The sequence below is a fragment of the Paenibacillus anaericanus genome, from assembly GCF_003994475.1.
GTDB lineage: Bacteria > Bacillota > Bacilli > Paenibacillales > Paenibacillaceae > Fontibacillus > Fontibacillus anaericanus.
In genome coordinates this window covers 116,212-132,566 of sequence record NZ_RZNY01000010.1, presented here as the reverse complement: position 1 = coordinate 132,566, position 16,355 = coordinate 116,212, and the positions used below count along the sequence as shown (strand labels likewise).

Genomic DNA, 16,355 nt, shown 5'->3' with positions numbered 1-16,355 from the left:
CCATACCCCACCTTGAGAATGCGTTCCTTCATTAATTACTTTGAAAAAAAGTTCATTCAGAATAGAACTTCTCATGACCTTAATCACATACATAAAATTTCATTTGCATAAAAAAATTAGATTTGGTAGTATAACTGACGAACGTTCGTCAATATCGAGGTGAGTTTATTGAAAAGTAAAGAAATTAAAGACATCGCTTTGACGTGTTTTACAACTCATGGGTATGAGGGGGCATCTCTATCTCAAATTGCCGAGAAGGTCGGTATGAGAAAGCAGTCTCTTTATGCTCATTTCAAAGGAAAAGATGATCTTTTTCTACAAGTTTTACAAGATGCCAAAGAGACAGAAATCACATCGAAACTAAAGTATTTAAGTAAAGTGGATACCCAAAGTCCCAAAGCAGATTTATTAGGATATCTGCAATTGGTAATTGATTTGTTTCAAAAGAACGAGCAGTTAAAGTTTTGGTTGCGTATTTCTTTTTTTCCACCACCCCATCTAGCTGCAGCGATTGATGAGGAAGTAATCGATACGGAGAATAAGATTCAAACCGTGCTAGAACGCAAATTTCAAGATTGGATCGATGCCAAAGTCATCAAGGAAGATGTAGCCTCCATCCCTACTCTTGCCTTCTCAGGTGTAGTTGATTCGATCATGCTAGAGCTTGTTTATGGGAATAATGAAATACGTCTAAATGAGAAACTAAATGCCTCATGGACCGTATTTTGGAGAGGTATTTCACAGCTATGACTATACAAAGAGAGGTATTCATTCATGAAGAAACCAATAAAAGAACAAAAAACAGTCTTACTCATTTTATTAAGTAATATCTTCATCGTTTTTCTAGGAGTCGGACTTATCGTCCCTGTAATGCCATCCTTTATGAATATGATGCATTTATCGGGCCAATCAATGGGCTATCTTATGGCGGCCTTTGCCTTCGCACAATTTCTCATGTCTCCCCTAGCAGGACGATGGATTGACACTTATGGCAGAAAGAAAATGATTATCATCGGCTTATTCATCTTCAGTGTATCAGAAGTGATCTTTGGTTTAGGTACACATGTATCCGTTCTTTATTTATCCAGAATATTAGGAGGCATTAGTGGTGCATTTATTATGCCAGCCGTTACTGCCTATGTTGCAGATATTACCTCAGTAGAGGAAAGGCCAAAAGCCATGGGCTATATTTCTGCCGCCATTAGTATCGGTTTTATTATTGGCCCAGGTATCGGAGGTTTTATTGCTGAGCTAGGTGTGCGTGCCCCATTCTACTTTGCTGGTGGTTTCGCATTAATAACATGTATTTCATCCCTATTTATTTTAAAAGAGCCACTATCCAAACAGCAGCTTTTGGAAATTAGTAAGCTAAAAAAAGATACCAACTTTATAAGTGATCTTAAGCGATCGCTTCATCCACTATATATTATTGCCTTTATTATAGTGTTTGTTCTGGCCTTCGGTTTATCAGCTTATGAAACTGTATTTAGTCTGTTCTCTGATCATAAATTTGGCTTCACTCCAAGAGATATTGCAACCATTATTACAATAAGTTCCATCTTCGGGGTTGTTGTTCAGGTCTTTTTGTTTGGTAAAATGGTCGGTAAGCTTGGTGAAAAGAAACTCATCCAGATATGCTTAATTACTGGCATCGTGTTAGCAGTAGCATCCACCATGATCTCCAGCTATTTAGCCGTTTTGCTAGTAACAAGCTTCATCTTTCTCGCATTTGACTTGCTACGACCAGCATTAACGACTTTTTTATCAAAAACTGCAGAAAAAGAACAAGGATTTGTCGCTGGAATGAACTCAACATATACAAGCTTAGGCAATATCGCCGGGCCCGCATTAGCCGGTATATTATTTGATGTCAACATCAACTATCCGTATCTCTTTGCTGCAGTCATTATGTTTATTGGTCTTGTAATTACAATGATGTGGAAAGAAAAACAAGCAGTTAGTGGCTTGGTCAAATAATTTGAGGAAATGCTTAGGCTGTCGAGAAGATCTCGGCAGCTTTTTTTATGCCTTAAGGATAAATATTTACATAGCAAAAAAACGGCATCTCTGCCGTTTTCTTAAGGATGGATTGTCAGGGGCTCGAACCCTGGACCACATGATTAAGAGTCAAGTGCTCTACCAACTGAGCTAACAATCCATAAATATAAAGTTTTGGTGGAGCCTAGGGGGATCGAACCCCTGACCTCATCGCTGCCAGCGATGCGCTCTCCCAGCTGAGCTAAGGCCCCGCGAGCGACTATTATATCTTATAAAAAATCACGGCACATGTCAATCATTATTTCAAAAAGTTAAATAGATCACAAAATCAAAATGGATATACCTATATAATCACTAAGGTTGGATGTTTAATTTTAACACAACACATCATATTATCTTCAGGAGGTACTTTGAAACGATGAACAATATAAAATATAAATTCCTTGAGCTTGAGAAACCCGTTACCTATGAATTGGAGGCGCTAGAAGTTGGGGTAACCTCCAATTGTAATTTCCGTTGTGACTATTGCTGTGCTTATAACAGAAACGATGGGGAATCTATAGATGGCAAAGAAGTTATTCGTATCCTCGAAGAGATTCCAACCATCAAAAGAGTTCGACTTTCCGGTGGCGAGGTCACTTTGAAATTTCAAGATTGTGTCGAGATTGTAGCTTACTGCAGATCCAGAGGTATTGAAACCCAGTTGAATTCCAACGGTAGCTTGTTAAATCCTGAACGAATTCAGCAATTGGCTGATGCCGGATTAACTACCATCCACTTCTCATTTAATTTTACAACTGCTGAGAGTCATTCTAACTACTACAACGTACATCCAAGTATCTTCGATAAAATATGTAGTAACATTTCCATGTGCGCAACCACTAGCATTGATATAGTTCTCGAGACTCTTCTATTCGCTGAGACTGAGCATAATATGCAGGAAATAAGCAATAAAGTTTACCAATTAGGTGTAAGAACTCACGAAATTCAGAACAGCATCATCATGGACCATACGGGTTGGAAGTCAATCGCTGCACGGGATGCGTTGAAACAGGCTGTAAATGATCTAATTCAACACAAGAAGGATGATACTGTTCTCTACTTTACTTGTATGGATCGATTTGCGGAAGCACTTGGATTTGAAGAACAACCTGGAGTGTACTTCCCACATTGCATTGAAGGAATGAAACAACTTCACTTGCATGGCAATGGCGATATACTTATCTCTGAGCTGTGCCATCCCGTAATCATCGGTAATATTTATAAGGGCACTTCATTAAAAGACATATATTCTAATATGCCTGCCCCACTTGAACAATATTTAGAGAAGCGCCCTTGCCCTGCTCTTGATGCACTTTTCCCGCAAGGAGTTTAATTCATCACATATTTCTCACATCATGGTGATTTCCTCATGTATATCCCCCATTTATCCTGATCATCCTATTTAATATAGGAGGGGGGTGAAATAACTATGGCAAAGGATGTACTATGTGAAGTAAACAATTGTAATTATTGGGCTCCCGGGAATAAATGCGCCGCATCCTCTATCTATGTAGTAAGTCATCAGGGAAAGCAAGCCAGAAATTCAGCAGAAACCGACTGTCGTACTTTCGAACCCAAAATTTAATCTACACTTGAAAGAGCTCCGCTTGAATCCAAACTAGCGGGGCTTTTTCCTTTCGTTATATACTGGTAATATGGAATAAATATCAGCCAATACAGTTTTTATGTATTTCCAATATTGTGGGGTGATCAGTTCATTGCCCGCTTTGAACCGGAGGAAGAGCATCATAACGATACATCTGTTGTTAAGAACTTCTCAACTTACTTAAATAAGGGATATCGAAATTAAAAGCTACTAATATAAACAGAAATACCTACAGGCCCAGCAAATCAATATACTGGACCTGTAGTTCACTCAGGATTGTTACATTAGAATAAGCATGCTCTTGATACGATTACAAGAAGAATGAACAAAACCAATATAACCCCTGTAGAAGTCCCTAATCCAGCTCCACCAACAATTCCATCATTACAACATCCCGACATTTGTTTTCCCTCCCTTTTCAGAAGTATAGATCATCATATTAGGATTTGGTCTCTTCAGACACGGCACTTGCCTTGTATTGAATAAATAAAATCTTGCACATCGATAATCCTATGTAATATGAAAATCGCCTGCTCCAGTTAGTAATTCATTGCATATGATGAAACTAATACAATTCAGGTGTAGGTGATATCCTTGCCAAAAAGAAACATTATTTTAGAGGAAGAAGAAGAAGCTAATAATGAACTTTCAGCCGACGACCTTGCTATCATCGCAGCTGGGCTTACGGTACTTGGGGATTTATTCTCATTTTACTCATTAATTAAAGAACGCGAAGAAACTGAGAAGAAACTGAATAAGAACAAATCCTAAATAAGGCGCTTAGAGCTAAAATGCTCGTGCATCTTGTTTATTTTTGATTACTGAAGACAGAGATCAGAATCCCTCGTCATTATTGGCACAACAGTACTAGGCACCTCCCTATAGACTACCGCATACGATACGGCAGAAGGAAAAAAAGACTTAGTGGAGGTAATAAATTTATGTCTTTACAAGGGCAGAGTCAAAATCAAGTTATTTATAGAGCCGATGAAAACTCGATTCGAGCCATGAGAGGAATCAAGAATCAGGTTCACCAGCTCGGGAATCAATATGCTAATCATCCTATACGCGTACAGACAGTAGATGGAATAACATATGAAGGCCGATTGTCTCATATGGATGGTGACCACATGTTCCTAATCATTCCTGGGACTCCTATGCATGGACACAATGGATGGAATGGAGGACATCAAGGTTGGAACCCAGGAGGGCATCAAGGATGGCACCAGGGATGGCATCAAGGTGGTCACCACGATGGACATCACGACGGACATCATAACGGACATCATGACGGACATCATGGCGGTCATCATGGCGGTCATCAGTATCCCGGTCTAGGACAGCAAGGTCATCATCCACAATCTCGTGCTTTCTTCGGTGGACCTGGAGCTGGTTTTAATGACGTTATTCTGCCTCTAGTTCTCTATAATTTGCTCGTTATCTCCTTACTGTAGACCCAGGGAATCAAATAAACCCGGTCCGCTTAACAGCGTCCGGGTTTATTATTCTGTAGCCATGAATTAACCAAATCTTCCGGAAATATAATCAGAAGTTCGTTTCTCCGATGGATTTGTGAAAATCTTACTTGTATCATCATATTCGACAAGATCGCCCATCAAGAAGAAGGCCGTTTTATCGGATACTCGCGCAGCTTGTTGCATGTTATGTGTCACGATAATGATACAATACTCCTGCTTCAAATCGGCAATAAGCTCCTCAATTTTGGCACTAGAGATAGGGTCGAGCGCCGAAGCAGGTTCATCCATTAAGATGATGTTAGGACTGACGGCAATAGATCTGGCAATACATAGACGTTGTTGCTGTCCTCCAGATAATGAAAGTGCTGACTTATTTAAACGATCTTTCGTCTCGTTCCAAATCGCTGCTTTTGTTAACGATTCCTCAACGATTTGATCCAGTTTCCGTTTATCTCTTATCCCGTGGTAACGAGGCCCAAAGGCTATATTCTCGTAAATAGATTTATGAAAAGGATTCGGACGCTGCCACACCATTCCGATCTTCTGCCTAACTAGCACAACATCCGTTTTAGGGTCGTTAATATTCTCGTCCCCCAACCAGATTTCCCCCGTAATCTTTGCTCCATCAATCAAATCATTCATCCGATTTAGACTCCGCAAGAATGTAGATTTCCCACATCCTGAAGGACCAATCAAAGCTGTTACTTGTTTAGCAGCAAAGTCGAGTGAAATATCCTTGACCGCATGCTTCTCTCCATAGAATACGTTCAAATCTTTAGTCGATAATTCGATATTATGCATATAAAAGCCCTCCTATTTCGTGGCCGTGAATTTCTTGTGCATTAAACGCCCGATGTAGCGAGCAAGGAGATTGAAAATCAACACAGTAAGAATCAGCACAGCTGAAGCTCCTGCAGCAATTTCTGGTGCGTCCGGAGCTAAGCCCTCGGAGTTGATCTTCCAAATGTGAACAGCAAGCGTTTCTGCAGGACGAAAAGGATTTAACGGCGACGTTGGACTTAGTGGATTCCAGTTACCGAAGTCAAGTCTTGGACTACTCATACCTGCAGTGAACAGCAGTGCCGCAGCCTCTCCGAACACGCGGCCAGCAGACAATATCGTACCTGTTAGAATGACCGGGAACGCAATAGGTAGCATGATCGATTTGATCGTTTTCCATTTAGACAAGCCCAAAGCTAGACTGGCTTCCTTCTGCGCTTGAGGGACACTAGCCATAGCCTGCTCAGTGATCCGCACCATCAGCGGTAGATTAAATACCGTCAGAGCTAACGCACCTGAGAACAAGGAGAACCCAAAGCCAAACATATTAACGATAACAAGCAAGCCGAACAAACCAACTACGATGGAAGGGAACGAAGACAATACTTCCACAATCAATCGAATAAAATCAGTAATCTTCCCCGGTTTAGCGTATTGGCTCATATAGATGCCCGCACCTAGACCTAAAGGGATCGTAATAATCATAGTTAATATCAACAGGTATAAGGAGTTAAATAACTGTGGCCCAATTCCTCCCCCAGCTTTAATCGTCTGAGGAGCAGAAGTCAGAAAGTCAAAACTAATATGTCCGACCCCACGATAAAGAATGAATCCCAGTAGCCCCGCCATAATAAGAACGATAAAACCCGCAAGTGTAATGATTACCGCTGTTGCTATTTTATCTGCAGTTTTTGCACTCATCGTTTCGCTCTCCTCTCAAGCCATCGAACTGTAAATACGAAGATGAACGTCATCGCCATAAGAATAAATGCTAAAGTCCACAGTACATTGTTCTGAACTGAACCCATGACCGTATTCCCCATACTTAATGTAATGACACTTGTTAATGTCGATGTTGATTCAAAGAGGGAAGTCGGAATATGCGGTGCATTACCAATAACCATTTGAACTGCAAGAGCTTCACCGAAAGCACGGGCCATACCGAGTACAACCCCCGTCATTAATGCAGGCATCGTTGTAGGAATAACTGTCCGATACAACGTCTGCCATCTTGTTGCACCCAATGCGTAAGAACCTTCCTTAAGTCCGGAAGGAAGAGCAGAAAGCGCATCTGTAGCAATTGAAGTAATCGTTGGCAAGATCATGATAGATAGAACCGTAGCTCCTGCCACTATCCCTAGTCCTTGCCCTGGAAACAGATCTCTATAAAATGGTACAACAACACTCAAACCCACAAAACCGTAGACTACGGAAGGAATACCAGCCAAGAGTTCAATTACAGGCTGCAAATACTTTTTTCCGTACTTTGGCATAATCTCAACCATAAACAATGCTGCACAAATACCAAGAGGAGCTGCAATGAGTGCGGCTAATATCGAAGTACTAAAGGAACCTATAATAAATGGTAACGCTCCGAACAATGGCGGTTCTCCGTCAGGTTTCCAGACTGTACTACCAAAAATCTCTTTAAAACTAACCCCGTTTACAAAAAACGAACTTAATCCTTTAGCTGCAACAAAGTAAACCATTGAAAATATAGTTACAATCAAAAAAGTAATACATAATGAAGTGTATATCTTACCGGTCCATTCCTCTATGATATGCGGTTGTACCCTTTTTTTCCCGCCGGACTGAGCCATGAAACCTCTCCCTTTACACAGCACAGAAAGAGGCAGATAGTTCCGCCTCTTTTCTTGCTGATATGATGTTGTGATATGTTTATTTCGTGATATTTCCTTCTACATCGCGTGTAACTTGCATTTTGCTAACTGGAATGTAACCCAGTTCAACTACATCCGCATTTTGTACTTCATCAGATTTGATGAAATCTAGGAATGCTGTTACAACTTCATTAGCCTCACCTTTAGTGTACATATGTTCATATGCCCATACAGGATAAGAACCATTCGCTACATTGTCTACATTCGCTTCCACACCATCGTATTTCACTGTTTTTATGGAATCATCAAGGTATGAAAGAGCAAGATAACCAATAGCTCCAGGTGTTTCTTTAACAAGTTTCTTTACTGTACCGGAGGAGTCTTCTTGAATCGCTCCTTTAAGGTCTGCTGTTTTTGTTCCAAGAGCATATTTCTCAAACGTAGCCCGCGTACCGGAACTGGATGGTCTATTAATGATTTGAATCGCTTGATCAGGACCCCCAACTTCATTCCAGTTAGTCACTGCACCAGTGAAAATTTGGACCAGTTGATCTTTAGTTAGATTATCGATATTCAGGTCTGGGTTTACAACAGCCGCCATAGCTACAACAGCAACTTGATGGTCAACCAATTCTGCAGCTGGAGTTGCCTCTAACTTCTCTTCAGCGAACACATCAGAGTTACCAATGTCCGCTTGTCCTCCAGAGACTTGAGTCAAGCCAGTTCCACTGCCTCCGCCTTGTACTTGGATAGACACCTTCGGGTTTAAATCCATGAATTTTTGAGAAGCTTGATCAACCAAAGGCTGAAGTGCAGAAGATCCAACAGCTAGAATCGATCCGGAAAGTTCTCCTCCATTTGTATTCCCAGAGGCCGTTCCACCATTTGATTCTGTAGTGTTCTTTGCATCGTTGTTTTGACCGCACGCGGCCAATGTGAAAGTAAGGATTAGTGTCAAAACCAACATCAAACTCTTTTTCATCTCTTAGGTATCCCCCTTGTTTGTTTGTACAATACCAATTATATAAACCGAGTATCAATTCTCTGTATTAGTTTTGTAAACTCTGTGTAAAAAAATACACCCGCGAAATTAATCGCAGATGTAAAAGGCTTGTCCTATTTTATTTATCGACTCCCGTATTCTTTGACAAAAGAATCTTGAGTTCCTTCATAAACATATTAATGTCTTTGAAACGGCGATATACAGATGCAAACCGGACAAAGGCAACTTCATCGACCGGATATAATTGCTCCATAACTAATTCACCGATTTCTCTGCTCTCAACCTCTGTATTAGCTGAATGCCGTAGTGAACGTTCTGCTTCAGAGACAATAGATTCAAGTTGTTCGACAGAAACGGGACGTTTCTCACAGGCGCGAATCAATCCTCGTAACATCTTTTCCCTGCTGAATTCCTCACGGCTTCCATCCTTCTTAATGACGATGAGTGGCATTTCTTCAACCATTTCGAAAGTAGTAAACCTACGACTACATTTCTCACACTCGCGTCTGCGCCTTATGGACCGATTCTCATTCGCCGGCCTAGAGTCCAGCACTTTAGTACCTAAATAATCGCAATAGGGGCATTTCAAGTCTTTGGACCTCCCTTCTATAAATATCTTATTGATTTGCAATAATACCAAAAAATAACTTATTAAATACGTAATGAAGATCGCGATCCCTGTACATAATACTCTTACCAACCCAAGGAGGTGAACAGCATGAGCCAAAACAACTCTTCGAATAACCTAGTTGTAAAACAATCTTCCGGGGCTTTAGAACAAATGAAATACGAAGTTGCTCAAGAACTTGGCATTTCTTTCCCGAAAGATGGATACGCAGGTAACCTGACTTCTTACGAAAACGGTTCGATCGGTGGTTACATCACAAAACGATTAGTGACCTTAGCAGAACAACACCTTGCAGGCCAATTCAAATAACCGATCTAGAAAGCATTGGAAGCTAAACGCTTCCAGTGCTTTCTTTCCTTATTATATATACCCTAACCTGCCCTTTAGGGGAAGTTTTTTCGTAAATTAAAATTCATCGTAAATATCGGAGTACTGCTTGTAATAGTGAGATACCCGTTGTACATAATGTCTTGTCTCACCAAAAGGAATGTCCTTTGACGATTTTAGCTGACCATCCCATCTCCCGCTTTTGATCCAGTTCTTCACATTCGTTGGACCCGCGTTATATGCAGCAATCATCGCAGTTTCGTTCCCCTCAAATTGATCGAACAAATACTTCAAATACCATGTTCCAATTTCGATATTCGTTTCCGGTTCCTCTTTGACCCTATCTAACGATACATTCTTAAACTTCGCTTTGGTTATGACCCACTCGGCGGTATCTGGCATGATTTGCATGACACCCAAGGCACCCTTCTTAGATACGGCTCCGGTCTTATAATTGGTTTCAACCCGAATAATTGCAGCCACCATCAAGGGATTTAACCCATTTTTCTCCGCATGATGACGAATTTCATCCTTATATTGAATCGGGTAAAATAACGAAATCCAACTGGAATTAAAAAAAACAATAACCGTAAAACTGATAAATAACAGTAACAATACCCTTTTTTTTCGAAGCCACCTCATAACAATCCCTTGTCCCGCCAAAAAATGTCGATCTGGCGTTCCGTTTCGTCGATTCCGAGGCTGTTGTCAATCAGTATATCCGCCATCTCCCTCTTCACTTCAATATCCATTTGTGCATTCAATCTATCCTCTGCCTCTTGCTGGTTAAGATTGTCTCTTAACATGAGTCGATTCAGTTGAATTTGCCTAGGTACATATACGACCATAATTTCATCGTATAAATCCTCAAGCTTGGATTCATATAACAAGGGAATATCGGCGACGACCAAACGTTGTGGATCATCCGCTTCGAACTTAGCCATACGCCGCTGCATCTCTTCTCGAATCGCAGGGTGCGTAATAGCCTCCAAGACTTTACGCTCCTGCGGATTAGAGAATATAATGCCCCCCAATTTCTTGCGATTTAGTGTGCCATCTGGGTTCAGAATAGAGGGACCATAAGTATGCACAACGGCGGCGAGCACCGGATGACCAGGCATCATCATTTCTCTCGAAATGACATCTGCATCGATTAATACTGCACCACGTTTAACTAAATATTGAGAAACCGTACTTTTTCCCGAGGCGATTCCACCGGTCAAACCAATATTCATTCCCTCACCTCTTTACTCTTGTTGGATCGATTCGAGAGGGTTCTCTTTATTGGTGCTTTGTTAATCAGCTCTTTCGGTCTTTGACAGTTCGGGCAGAAGTGAGTGCCACGTCCTCCTACGACTGTTTTCTCCACAGCATGTCCGCATTTAACGCAAGGCTCGTCCTTCCGACCGTAAATTTGAAATGAGTGTTGGAACATCCCCATCTCCCCTTGACCGTTCACAAAGGATTTAATGGAAGACCCTCCTGCCTCTACAGCTTCTCTTAGTGTCGTAAGAATTGCAGCATACAGTAAGTCAAGCTGATCCGTACTCAGCTCATTTGCCGGAACTTCCGGGTGGATTCCTGCTCTAAATAACGCTTCATCCACATAAATATTCCCGAGTCCGACTACATATTCCTGATTGAGCAAAGCAGGTTTGATCTTCGTCGATCGCTTAGAGATCGCTTCACGAAAAGCGTCGGCAGTAAAAGAGCTATCTAGTGGTTCCAATCCCAGTTTAGCCAATGGATTACTCTTAAATTCTTCACCTGCTGGGAACAAATGCATAGTTCCAAATTGGCGAACATCTTTATATCTTAATTCGGTACCATCGCTGAAATGGAAGATGACATGCGTATGCTTCTCAACAGGATCGCTTTTGTCATACAGTCCATATCTGCCTTCCATACGTAAATGGGATACCAACACGAGACCATCCATAACAATCCGTAGAAATTTCCCCCGGCGTCCGATCTCTAAAATACGGTGACCAATCAATTCCATTTCGAATCGTTTGATGTCATCCGGTCGCTGAATTATTCTGGGGAGTGACACGGTCGCGGATTCGATTGTCTTCCCGACGATTAATTCGGTCAATGTTCTTCTGACCGTCTCTACTTCCGGCAATTCCGGCATTTTGTCCCTCACCTCATCCAGTTATTATAGGATTTACTTCGCTTCGTACCAATTTAGGCCACTGCTAACTTCTGCTTTCAACGGAACTGATAATGGAAGGGCTCTTCCCATGGTCACCGGCACGAGTTTACTCATGATATCCATCTCATCCGGTGGAACCTCGAATACCAATTCATCGTGTACTTGAAGTAACATCCGACTCTTTAGCCCATGATTCTTCAATGCTTCATCCATTAACACCATGGCAAGTTTGATGATGTCTGCTGCCGTTCCTTGAATCGGTGTATTCATAGCTGTACGTTCTGCAAAGGAACGAATATTGAAATTAGATGCGTTAATCTCCGGTAAATAACGTCGACGTTCTAATAGTGTCTTTACATAACCGTCGCGCTTTGCTTCAAGGACAATATCGTCCATATACCGACGAACACCACGGAAAGCTTGGAAATATCTCTCGATAAATTGCGAAGCTTCTTTACGCGTAATATTTAGGTTCTGAGATAATCCATAATCACTAATTCCATATACAATTCCGAAGTTGACCGCTTTAGCTGATCGACGCATATTTGAGTCAACTTCCTCCGCAGATACTCCAAATACATCCATCGCTGTTTTCGTATGAATGTCCAGATCATGTAGGAATGCTTCTTGCAACCCTTCATCTTCCGAAATATGAGCCAATACACGTAGTTCGATCTGAGAGTAATCCGCAGCGAGAATAAACCAGCCTTCCTCCGACGGAACAAATACCTTACGTATCTTTCTACCCTCTTCCATCCGGATCGGAATGTTCTGTAAATTGGGGAATTGGCTACTTAATCTACCCGTTGCTGCAATGGTTTGGCGGTAATACGTATGAACCTTCCCAGTTACTGGAGAGATCTCCTTAAGTAATCCTTCAACATAGGTTGATTGTAGTTTGGCCAACTGACGGTAGTCCAGAATGTACTGAACAATTTCATGATAAGGGGCCAACTTTTCCAAAACTTCTGCATCTGTTGAATAACCAGTCTTGGTCTTCTTCATCACAGGTAAACCCAATTTATCAAATAGAATCTCACCTAATTGTTTTGGTGAATTCAAATTAAATTCTGTACCCGCAATTTCGTATACCCGGGTAACCAGTTTCGTAATTTGCGACTCAAACTCTTTGCCAAGCTGGGTTAAGTCTGCTCGATTTACGGCTATCCCCTGCTTCTCCATGTCAGCTAGAATACGTGATAAAGGCATTTCCAATTCATAGAACAACCTATTCATCTCATTCTTCTCTAGCTCACTCCGTTGAAGCGCAATGATATGTAACAGCACTTCTGCCTTTCGAGCAAGATGCTTACTAAGTGTCTCCTGATCCGGCACTTTGAACTTCGCACCTTTACCATATACCTCTTCATCTGGAGTTAAATAGGCCAAGCCGTATTTAGCAGCTAAGTCGCTAGGTGTTTGGTTGTTATCCGTTGGATCAAGTATATAGGCAGCAAGTTGGACATCGTGCTCTTCCCCAGCCAAAGAAACGCCTTGCCAATGCAGCGCTAAATCTGCTCGGTGCAGATCATATCCACGTTTTGGAACAGATGCATCCCCAAGCCAAGAGACAATAACCCCTGCCTCCTTGCTCTTTAGAAATTCGAAGGGAACGAAGAAGTGCCGCTCTGGAGTCGACAATACCATGCCCATAACGATAGCATGATGTGGGTTCTCTCCATACGATTCAACATACATCACTTCAATTTGTGGAAGAAGTGCTGTAAGTTCAGGCAATGTGCTCGAATTTACAATGGTCACATCAACTTCAGATACAACCCGAGAATCACCCGAAACTGATGCATCTCCAGCAGGACTAGCAGTAAAAGCCATGCGCTCGATTAGCGACTTAAATTCCAGTTTGCGCAACATTGGGGCTGCCTTATCCTCCTGGATTCCAGCAAAGACCATATCTTCCCACGAGCGTTCAATCGGTACCTCTTGGAAAATAGTAGCTAACTTCTTGCTCATGCACGCATCCTCAGCATGATTTACTAAGTTTTCTTTCATTTTACCCTTCAATTCATCACTATGAGCCAACACTTCCTCAACCGAACCATATTGATGCAATAGCTTCAATGCTGTTTTCTCACCAATACCCGGAACGCCTGGAATATTATCAGAAGCGTCACCCATTAACCCTTTTAGATCAATGATCTGTTCAGGACGAAGACCATACTTCTCTTCAATTTCCTTCGGTCCATACGGCTCCACCTCACTGATACCTTTACGAGTGAGTGCTACTTTTACATTCTCAGAAACGACCTGAAGCATATCCTTGTCACCTGTGACAACAAGTACTTGAAGGCCGGACTCTTCCCCTTGTTTACTGAGTGTGCCAATAATGTCATCTGCCTCATAACCAGCCAATTCAAACCAAGAAATTCCGAAGCTTTCTAGTAATTCACGCATCAGTGGGAATTGTTCCGAAAGCTCATGTGGTGTCTTTTCACGACCACCTTTATATTCTTTGTAACCTTCGTGACGGAATGTTTCTTTGCCCGCATCAAATGCCACTAGAATATGACTTGGTTTCTCTTCTTGAATCAGACGTAATAACATATTTGTGAATCCATACACAGCGTTTGTATGCAATCCTCTAGAATTAGTTAGTGGTGGCATAGCGAAGAATGCCCGGTAAATAATACTATTTCCATCAATCAGAATCAACTTTTCCATATAGCACCTACTCCTTCAGCTATCTCCTACCTTTATTCTAACACAAGCCTCGCCTTTATAAAAAAACAAAAGCGACCGAATTACAAGTAGATCAATCTACTTTGTAATTCGGTCGCTTATTTAATGAAAAAGTAACTATTGGTTCAAATCTGGGCGATGTCCCGTAACCAAGTAAACGGCACTCTCACCTATATTTGTGGCATGATCGGCAATTCTTTCTATGTAACGTCCGACCAAAGTTAACAGCATCGCCTGTTGCAAGGAGCTAGGGTTCTCAATCATGAACGAATACAATTCAGTAATCATTTGACTGTATAGATGATCTACTTCATCATCATCCTTGGCCATCTTGTACGCCAAATCGGTATTCTCATCCAAATAGGATTGTAAAGATTCACTTATCATGAGAATGACCAATTCAACCATCCGCGGAATGTCAATCAGTGGCTTGATTAAAGTTTGGCCTTCCAAACGCAAGGTTACCTTAGCGATATCAACCGCTAAATCCCCCATCCGCTCCAAATCACTGGAAATTTTAAATGCAACGATAATCCGACGAAGGTCCTTAGCTACGGGTTGTTGGGTCACAATTAATCGTGAGCCGATCTCCATGATCTGTTCTTCCATCGCATTAAGCTTAATATCCTGTTCAATTACTTCTTTAGCTTTGCTTGATTCAAAAGTTTGTAACGCTACAATAGACTCCTGCAATGCATGTTCCACATGCTTTCCCATTTGTCCCAGTAACTGGCGAAGCTCTTCTAGATTTCGATCAAATTCTCTTCTTTGAATCATAGATCATCTGCTCCCTTCTCTTAACCGAAACGTCCGGAAATGTAATCTTCAGTACGTGAATCCTGCGGGGTTGAAAACAGCTTCTGAGTATCACCGACCTCCACAATTTCACCATTCAGGAAGAAAACAGTCCTACCTGAAATTCTAGCTGCTTGATGCATGTTATGTGTAACCATAACAATTGTATACCTATCTTGTAGCTGCTGAACTAATTCTTCAATTTTTAATGTTGAAATAGGGTCCAGAGCTGAGGTAGCTTCATCCATAAGTAAGATGTCTGGCTTAACAGCTATCGCACGCGCGATACATAAACGTTGCTGTTGCCCACCTGACAAACTAAGTGCTGATCTCTTAAGGAAGTCCTTAACCTCGTCCCAAAGGACTGCTTGCCGCAAACTTTGCTCAACAATTTCATCGAGTTCAGCTTTCCCCTTTACTCCATGTAAACGAGGACCATAAGCGACATTATCATAAATTGACTTAGGAAATGGGTTAGGTTGTTGGAATACCATTCCCACCTGTTTGCGAAGTGATTCAACTTGCACATCATCGCCATATATTTCTGTACCCGCTATTTGTACTGAACCTTCTATACGGGTACCGACAACCATGTCATTCATCCGATTCAGGGTCCGAAGCAGCGTTGACTTACCACAGCCAGACGGGCCAATAAATGCGGTGATCGCTTTCTCAGGAATATCCATCGATACATCCTTTAGCGCATGAAATTGATCGTAATACAAATTCAAATCTTTAATGCGAATGATTGGTTCCATGTCACTACTCCTTCTCTAAATAAACATCTCTACCCAACATACAAAGCACGAGTTCACAACTTATCAAAATGCGTAACAGCGCTTCAGGTACAAGATGAGGATCAACACTTATGCCATCGTATCCAGTTTCTCTGATTCAGGCAATTTCTACTCAGACATACCACAATTTTACCTAATGTATGTAAACAATAATAGGCTTGATTGTAAACGCAGTGTAAAATTTAGCCCGCTATTTATCCAAAAATTA

Annotated in this window: 19 protein-coding genes and 2 tRNA genes; 7 read left to right on the top strand and 14 right to left on the bottom strand. The window is 41.5% G+C overall.

All coding sequences use genetic code 11. From position 1 onward, the window contains the following. Positions 1-168 precede the first annotated feature (168 nt). Positions 169-750: a TetR/AcrR family transcriptional regulator gene (locus tag EJP82_RS13710; protein WP_127192629.1), complete on the top strand. Its 582-nt coding sequence runs from the start codon at positions 169-171 to the stop codon at positions 748-750. A 24-nt stretch (positions 751-774) separates the two neighbouring features. Continuing rightward, positions 775-1,977, top strand: a complete 1,203-nt coding sequence (locus tag EJP82_RS13705) for an MFS transporter (RefSeq protein WP_127192628.1) — start codon at positions 775-777, stop codon at positions 1,975-1,977. Between the two features lie 108 nt (positions 1,978-2,085). Here EJP82_RS13705 and EJP82_RS13700 read toward each other — a convergent pair. Both EJP82_RS13700 and EJP82_RS13695 read right to left on the bottom strand, forming a co-directional pair. Then, a tRNA-Lys gene (locus EJP82_RS13700) sits at positions 2,086-2,158 on the bottom strand. Between the two features lie 15 nt (positions 2,159-2,173). After that, positions 2,174-2,249, bottom strand: a tRNA-Ala gene (locus EJP82_RS13695). A gap of 167 nt (positions 2,250-2,416) precedes the next feature. Between EJP82_RS13695 and EJP82_RS13690 the strand changes: the two genes are divergently transcribed. After that, a complete protein-coding gene (locus tag EJP82_RS13690; protein ID WP_246054125.1) occupies positions 2,417-3,373 on the top strand; it encodes a radical SAM protein in 957 nt (318 codons plus the stop codon). Between the two features lie 96 nt (positions 3,374-3,469). Then, positions 3,470-3,625, top strand: a complete 156-nt coding sequence (locus EJP82_RS13685) for a DUF1540 domain-containing protein (RefSeq protein ID WP_127192626.1) — start codon at positions 3,470-3,472, stop codon at positions 3,623-3,625. A 305-nt stretch (positions 3,626-3,930) separates the two neighbouring features. On the opposite strand, the gene EJP82_RS28170 is transcribed toward EJP82_RS13685, so the two are convergent. Next, the gene (locus EJP82_RS28170) at positions 3,931-4,047 is read right to left on the bottom strand and encodes a YjcZ family sporulation protein (protein ID WP_211350107.1); all 117 of its coding nucleotides are present in this window, start codon (positions 4,045-4,047) and stop codon (positions 3,931-3,933) included. A gap of 193 nt (positions 4,048-4,240) precedes the next feature. Here EJP82_RS28170 and EJP82_RS27965 point away from each other — a divergent pair, with 193 nt between their 5' ends. Next, a complete protein-coding gene (locus EJP82_RS27965; RefSeq protein WP_170220182.1) occupies positions 4,241-4,417 on the top strand; it encodes a hypothetical protein in 177 nt (58 codons plus the stop codon). Between the two features lie 170 nt (positions 4,418-4,587). Continuing rightward, positions 4,588-5,100: a hypothetical protein gene (locus EJP82_RS13680; RefSeq protein ID WP_127192625.1), complete on the top strand. Its 513-nt coding sequence runs from the start codon at positions 4,588-4,590 to the stop codon at positions 5,098-5,100. 66 nt (positions 5,101-5,166) lie between these two features. Here EJP82_RS13680 and pstB (EJP82_RS13675) read toward each other — a convergent pair whose 3' ends face one another. The 5 genes from pstB (EJP82_RS13675) to nrdR form a co-directional block, all read right to left on the bottom strand. Further along, on the bottom strand, positions 5,167-5,925 hold the full coding sequence (gene pstB, locus EJP82_RS13675) for a phosphate ABC transporter ATP-binding protein PstB (protein WP_127192624.1): 759 nt from the start codon (positions 5,923-5,925) through the stop codon (positions 5,167-5,169). A 12-nt stretch (positions 5,926-5,937) separates the two neighbouring features. Then, positions 5,938-6,825: a phosphate ABC transporter permease PstA gene (gene pstA / locus EJP82_RS13670; RefSeq protein WP_127192623.1), complete on the bottom strand. Its 888-nt coding sequence runs from the start codon at positions 6,823-6,825 to the stop codon at positions 5,938-5,940. Then, positions 6,822-7,724, bottom strand: a complete 903-nt coding sequence (gene pstC / locus EJP82_RS13665) for a phosphate ABC transporter permease subunit PstC (RefSeq protein ID WP_127192622.1) — start codon at positions 7,722-7,724, stop codon at positions 6,822-6,824. Before pstC ends, pstA begins: the two co-directional genes overlap by 4 nt. A gap of 79 nt (positions 7,725-7,803) precedes the next feature. Beyond that, a complete protein-coding gene (locus tag EJP82_RS13660; protein ID WP_127192621.1) occupies positions 7,804-8,727 on the bottom strand; it encodes a phosphate ABC transporter substrate-binding protein PstS family protein in 924 nt (307 codons plus the stop codon). A gap of 139 nt (positions 8,728-8,866) precedes the next feature. Beyond that, positions 8,867-9,337: a transcriptional regulator NrdR gene (gene nrdR / locus EJP82_RS13655; protein ID WP_127192620.1), complete on the bottom strand. Its 471-nt coding sequence runs from the start codon at positions 9,335-9,337 to the stop codon at positions 8,867-8,869. 129 nt (positions 9,338-9,466) lie between these two features. On the opposite strand from nrdR, the gene EJP82_RS13650 reads away from it, so the two are divergent. Then, a complete protein-coding gene (locus tag EJP82_RS13650; protein ID WP_127192619.1) occupies positions 9,467-9,685 on the top strand; it encodes an alpha/beta-type small acid-soluble spore protein in 219 nt (72 codons plus the stop codon). Positions 9,686-9,781: 96 nt separating this feature from the next. Here EJP82_RS13650 and EJP82_RS13645 read toward each other — a convergent pair whose 3' ends face one another. The 6 genes from EJP82_RS13645 to pstB (EJP82_RS13620) form a co-directional block, all read right to left on the bottom strand. Beyond that, on the bottom strand, positions 9,782-10,345 hold the full coding sequence (locus tag EJP82_RS13645; RefSeq protein ID WP_127192618.1) for a lytic transglycosylase domain-containing protein: 564 nt from the start codon (positions 10,343-10,345) through the stop codon (positions 9,782-9,784). Then, positions 10,342-10,938: a dephospho-CoA kinase gene (gene coaE / locus EJP82_RS13640; protein WP_127192617.1), complete on the bottom strand. Its 597-nt coding sequence runs from the start codon at positions 10,936-10,938 to the stop codon at positions 10,342-10,344. The genes EJP82_RS13645 and coaE overlap by 4 nt, the downstream gene beginning before the upstream one ends. Further along, positions 10,935-11,837: a DNA-formamidopyrimidine glycosylase gene (gene mutM, locus EJP82_RS13635; RefSeq protein ID WP_127192616.1), complete on the bottom strand. Its 903-nt coding sequence runs from the start codon at positions 11,835-11,837 to the stop codon at positions 10,935-10,937. The genes coaE and mutM overlap by 4 nt, the downstream gene beginning before the upstream one ends. 33 nt (positions 11,838-11,870) lie before the next feature. Continuing rightward, entirely contained in the window at positions 11,871-14,537 is a 2,667-nt protein-coding gene (gene polA, locus EJP82_RS13630) for a DNA polymerase I (protein ID WP_127192615.1), read from the bottom strand. Between the two features lie 135 nt (positions 14,538-14,672). Next, positions 14,673-15,332 carry a phosphate signaling complex protein PhoU gene (gene phoU, locus EJP82_RS13625; RefSeq protein WP_127192614.1) on the bottom strand — a complete coding sequence of 220 codons (660 nt, stop codon included), beginning with the start codon at positions 15,330-15,332 and terminating at the stop codon, positions 14,673-14,675. Between the two features lie 20 nt (positions 15,333-15,352). Beyond that, a complete protein-coding gene (gene pstB / locus EJP82_RS13620; RefSeq protein ID WP_127192613.1) occupies positions 15,353-16,108 on the bottom strand; it encodes a phosphate ABC transporter ATP-binding protein PstB in 756 nt (251 codons plus the stop codon). Positions 16,109-16,355: the final 247 nt, after the last annotated feature.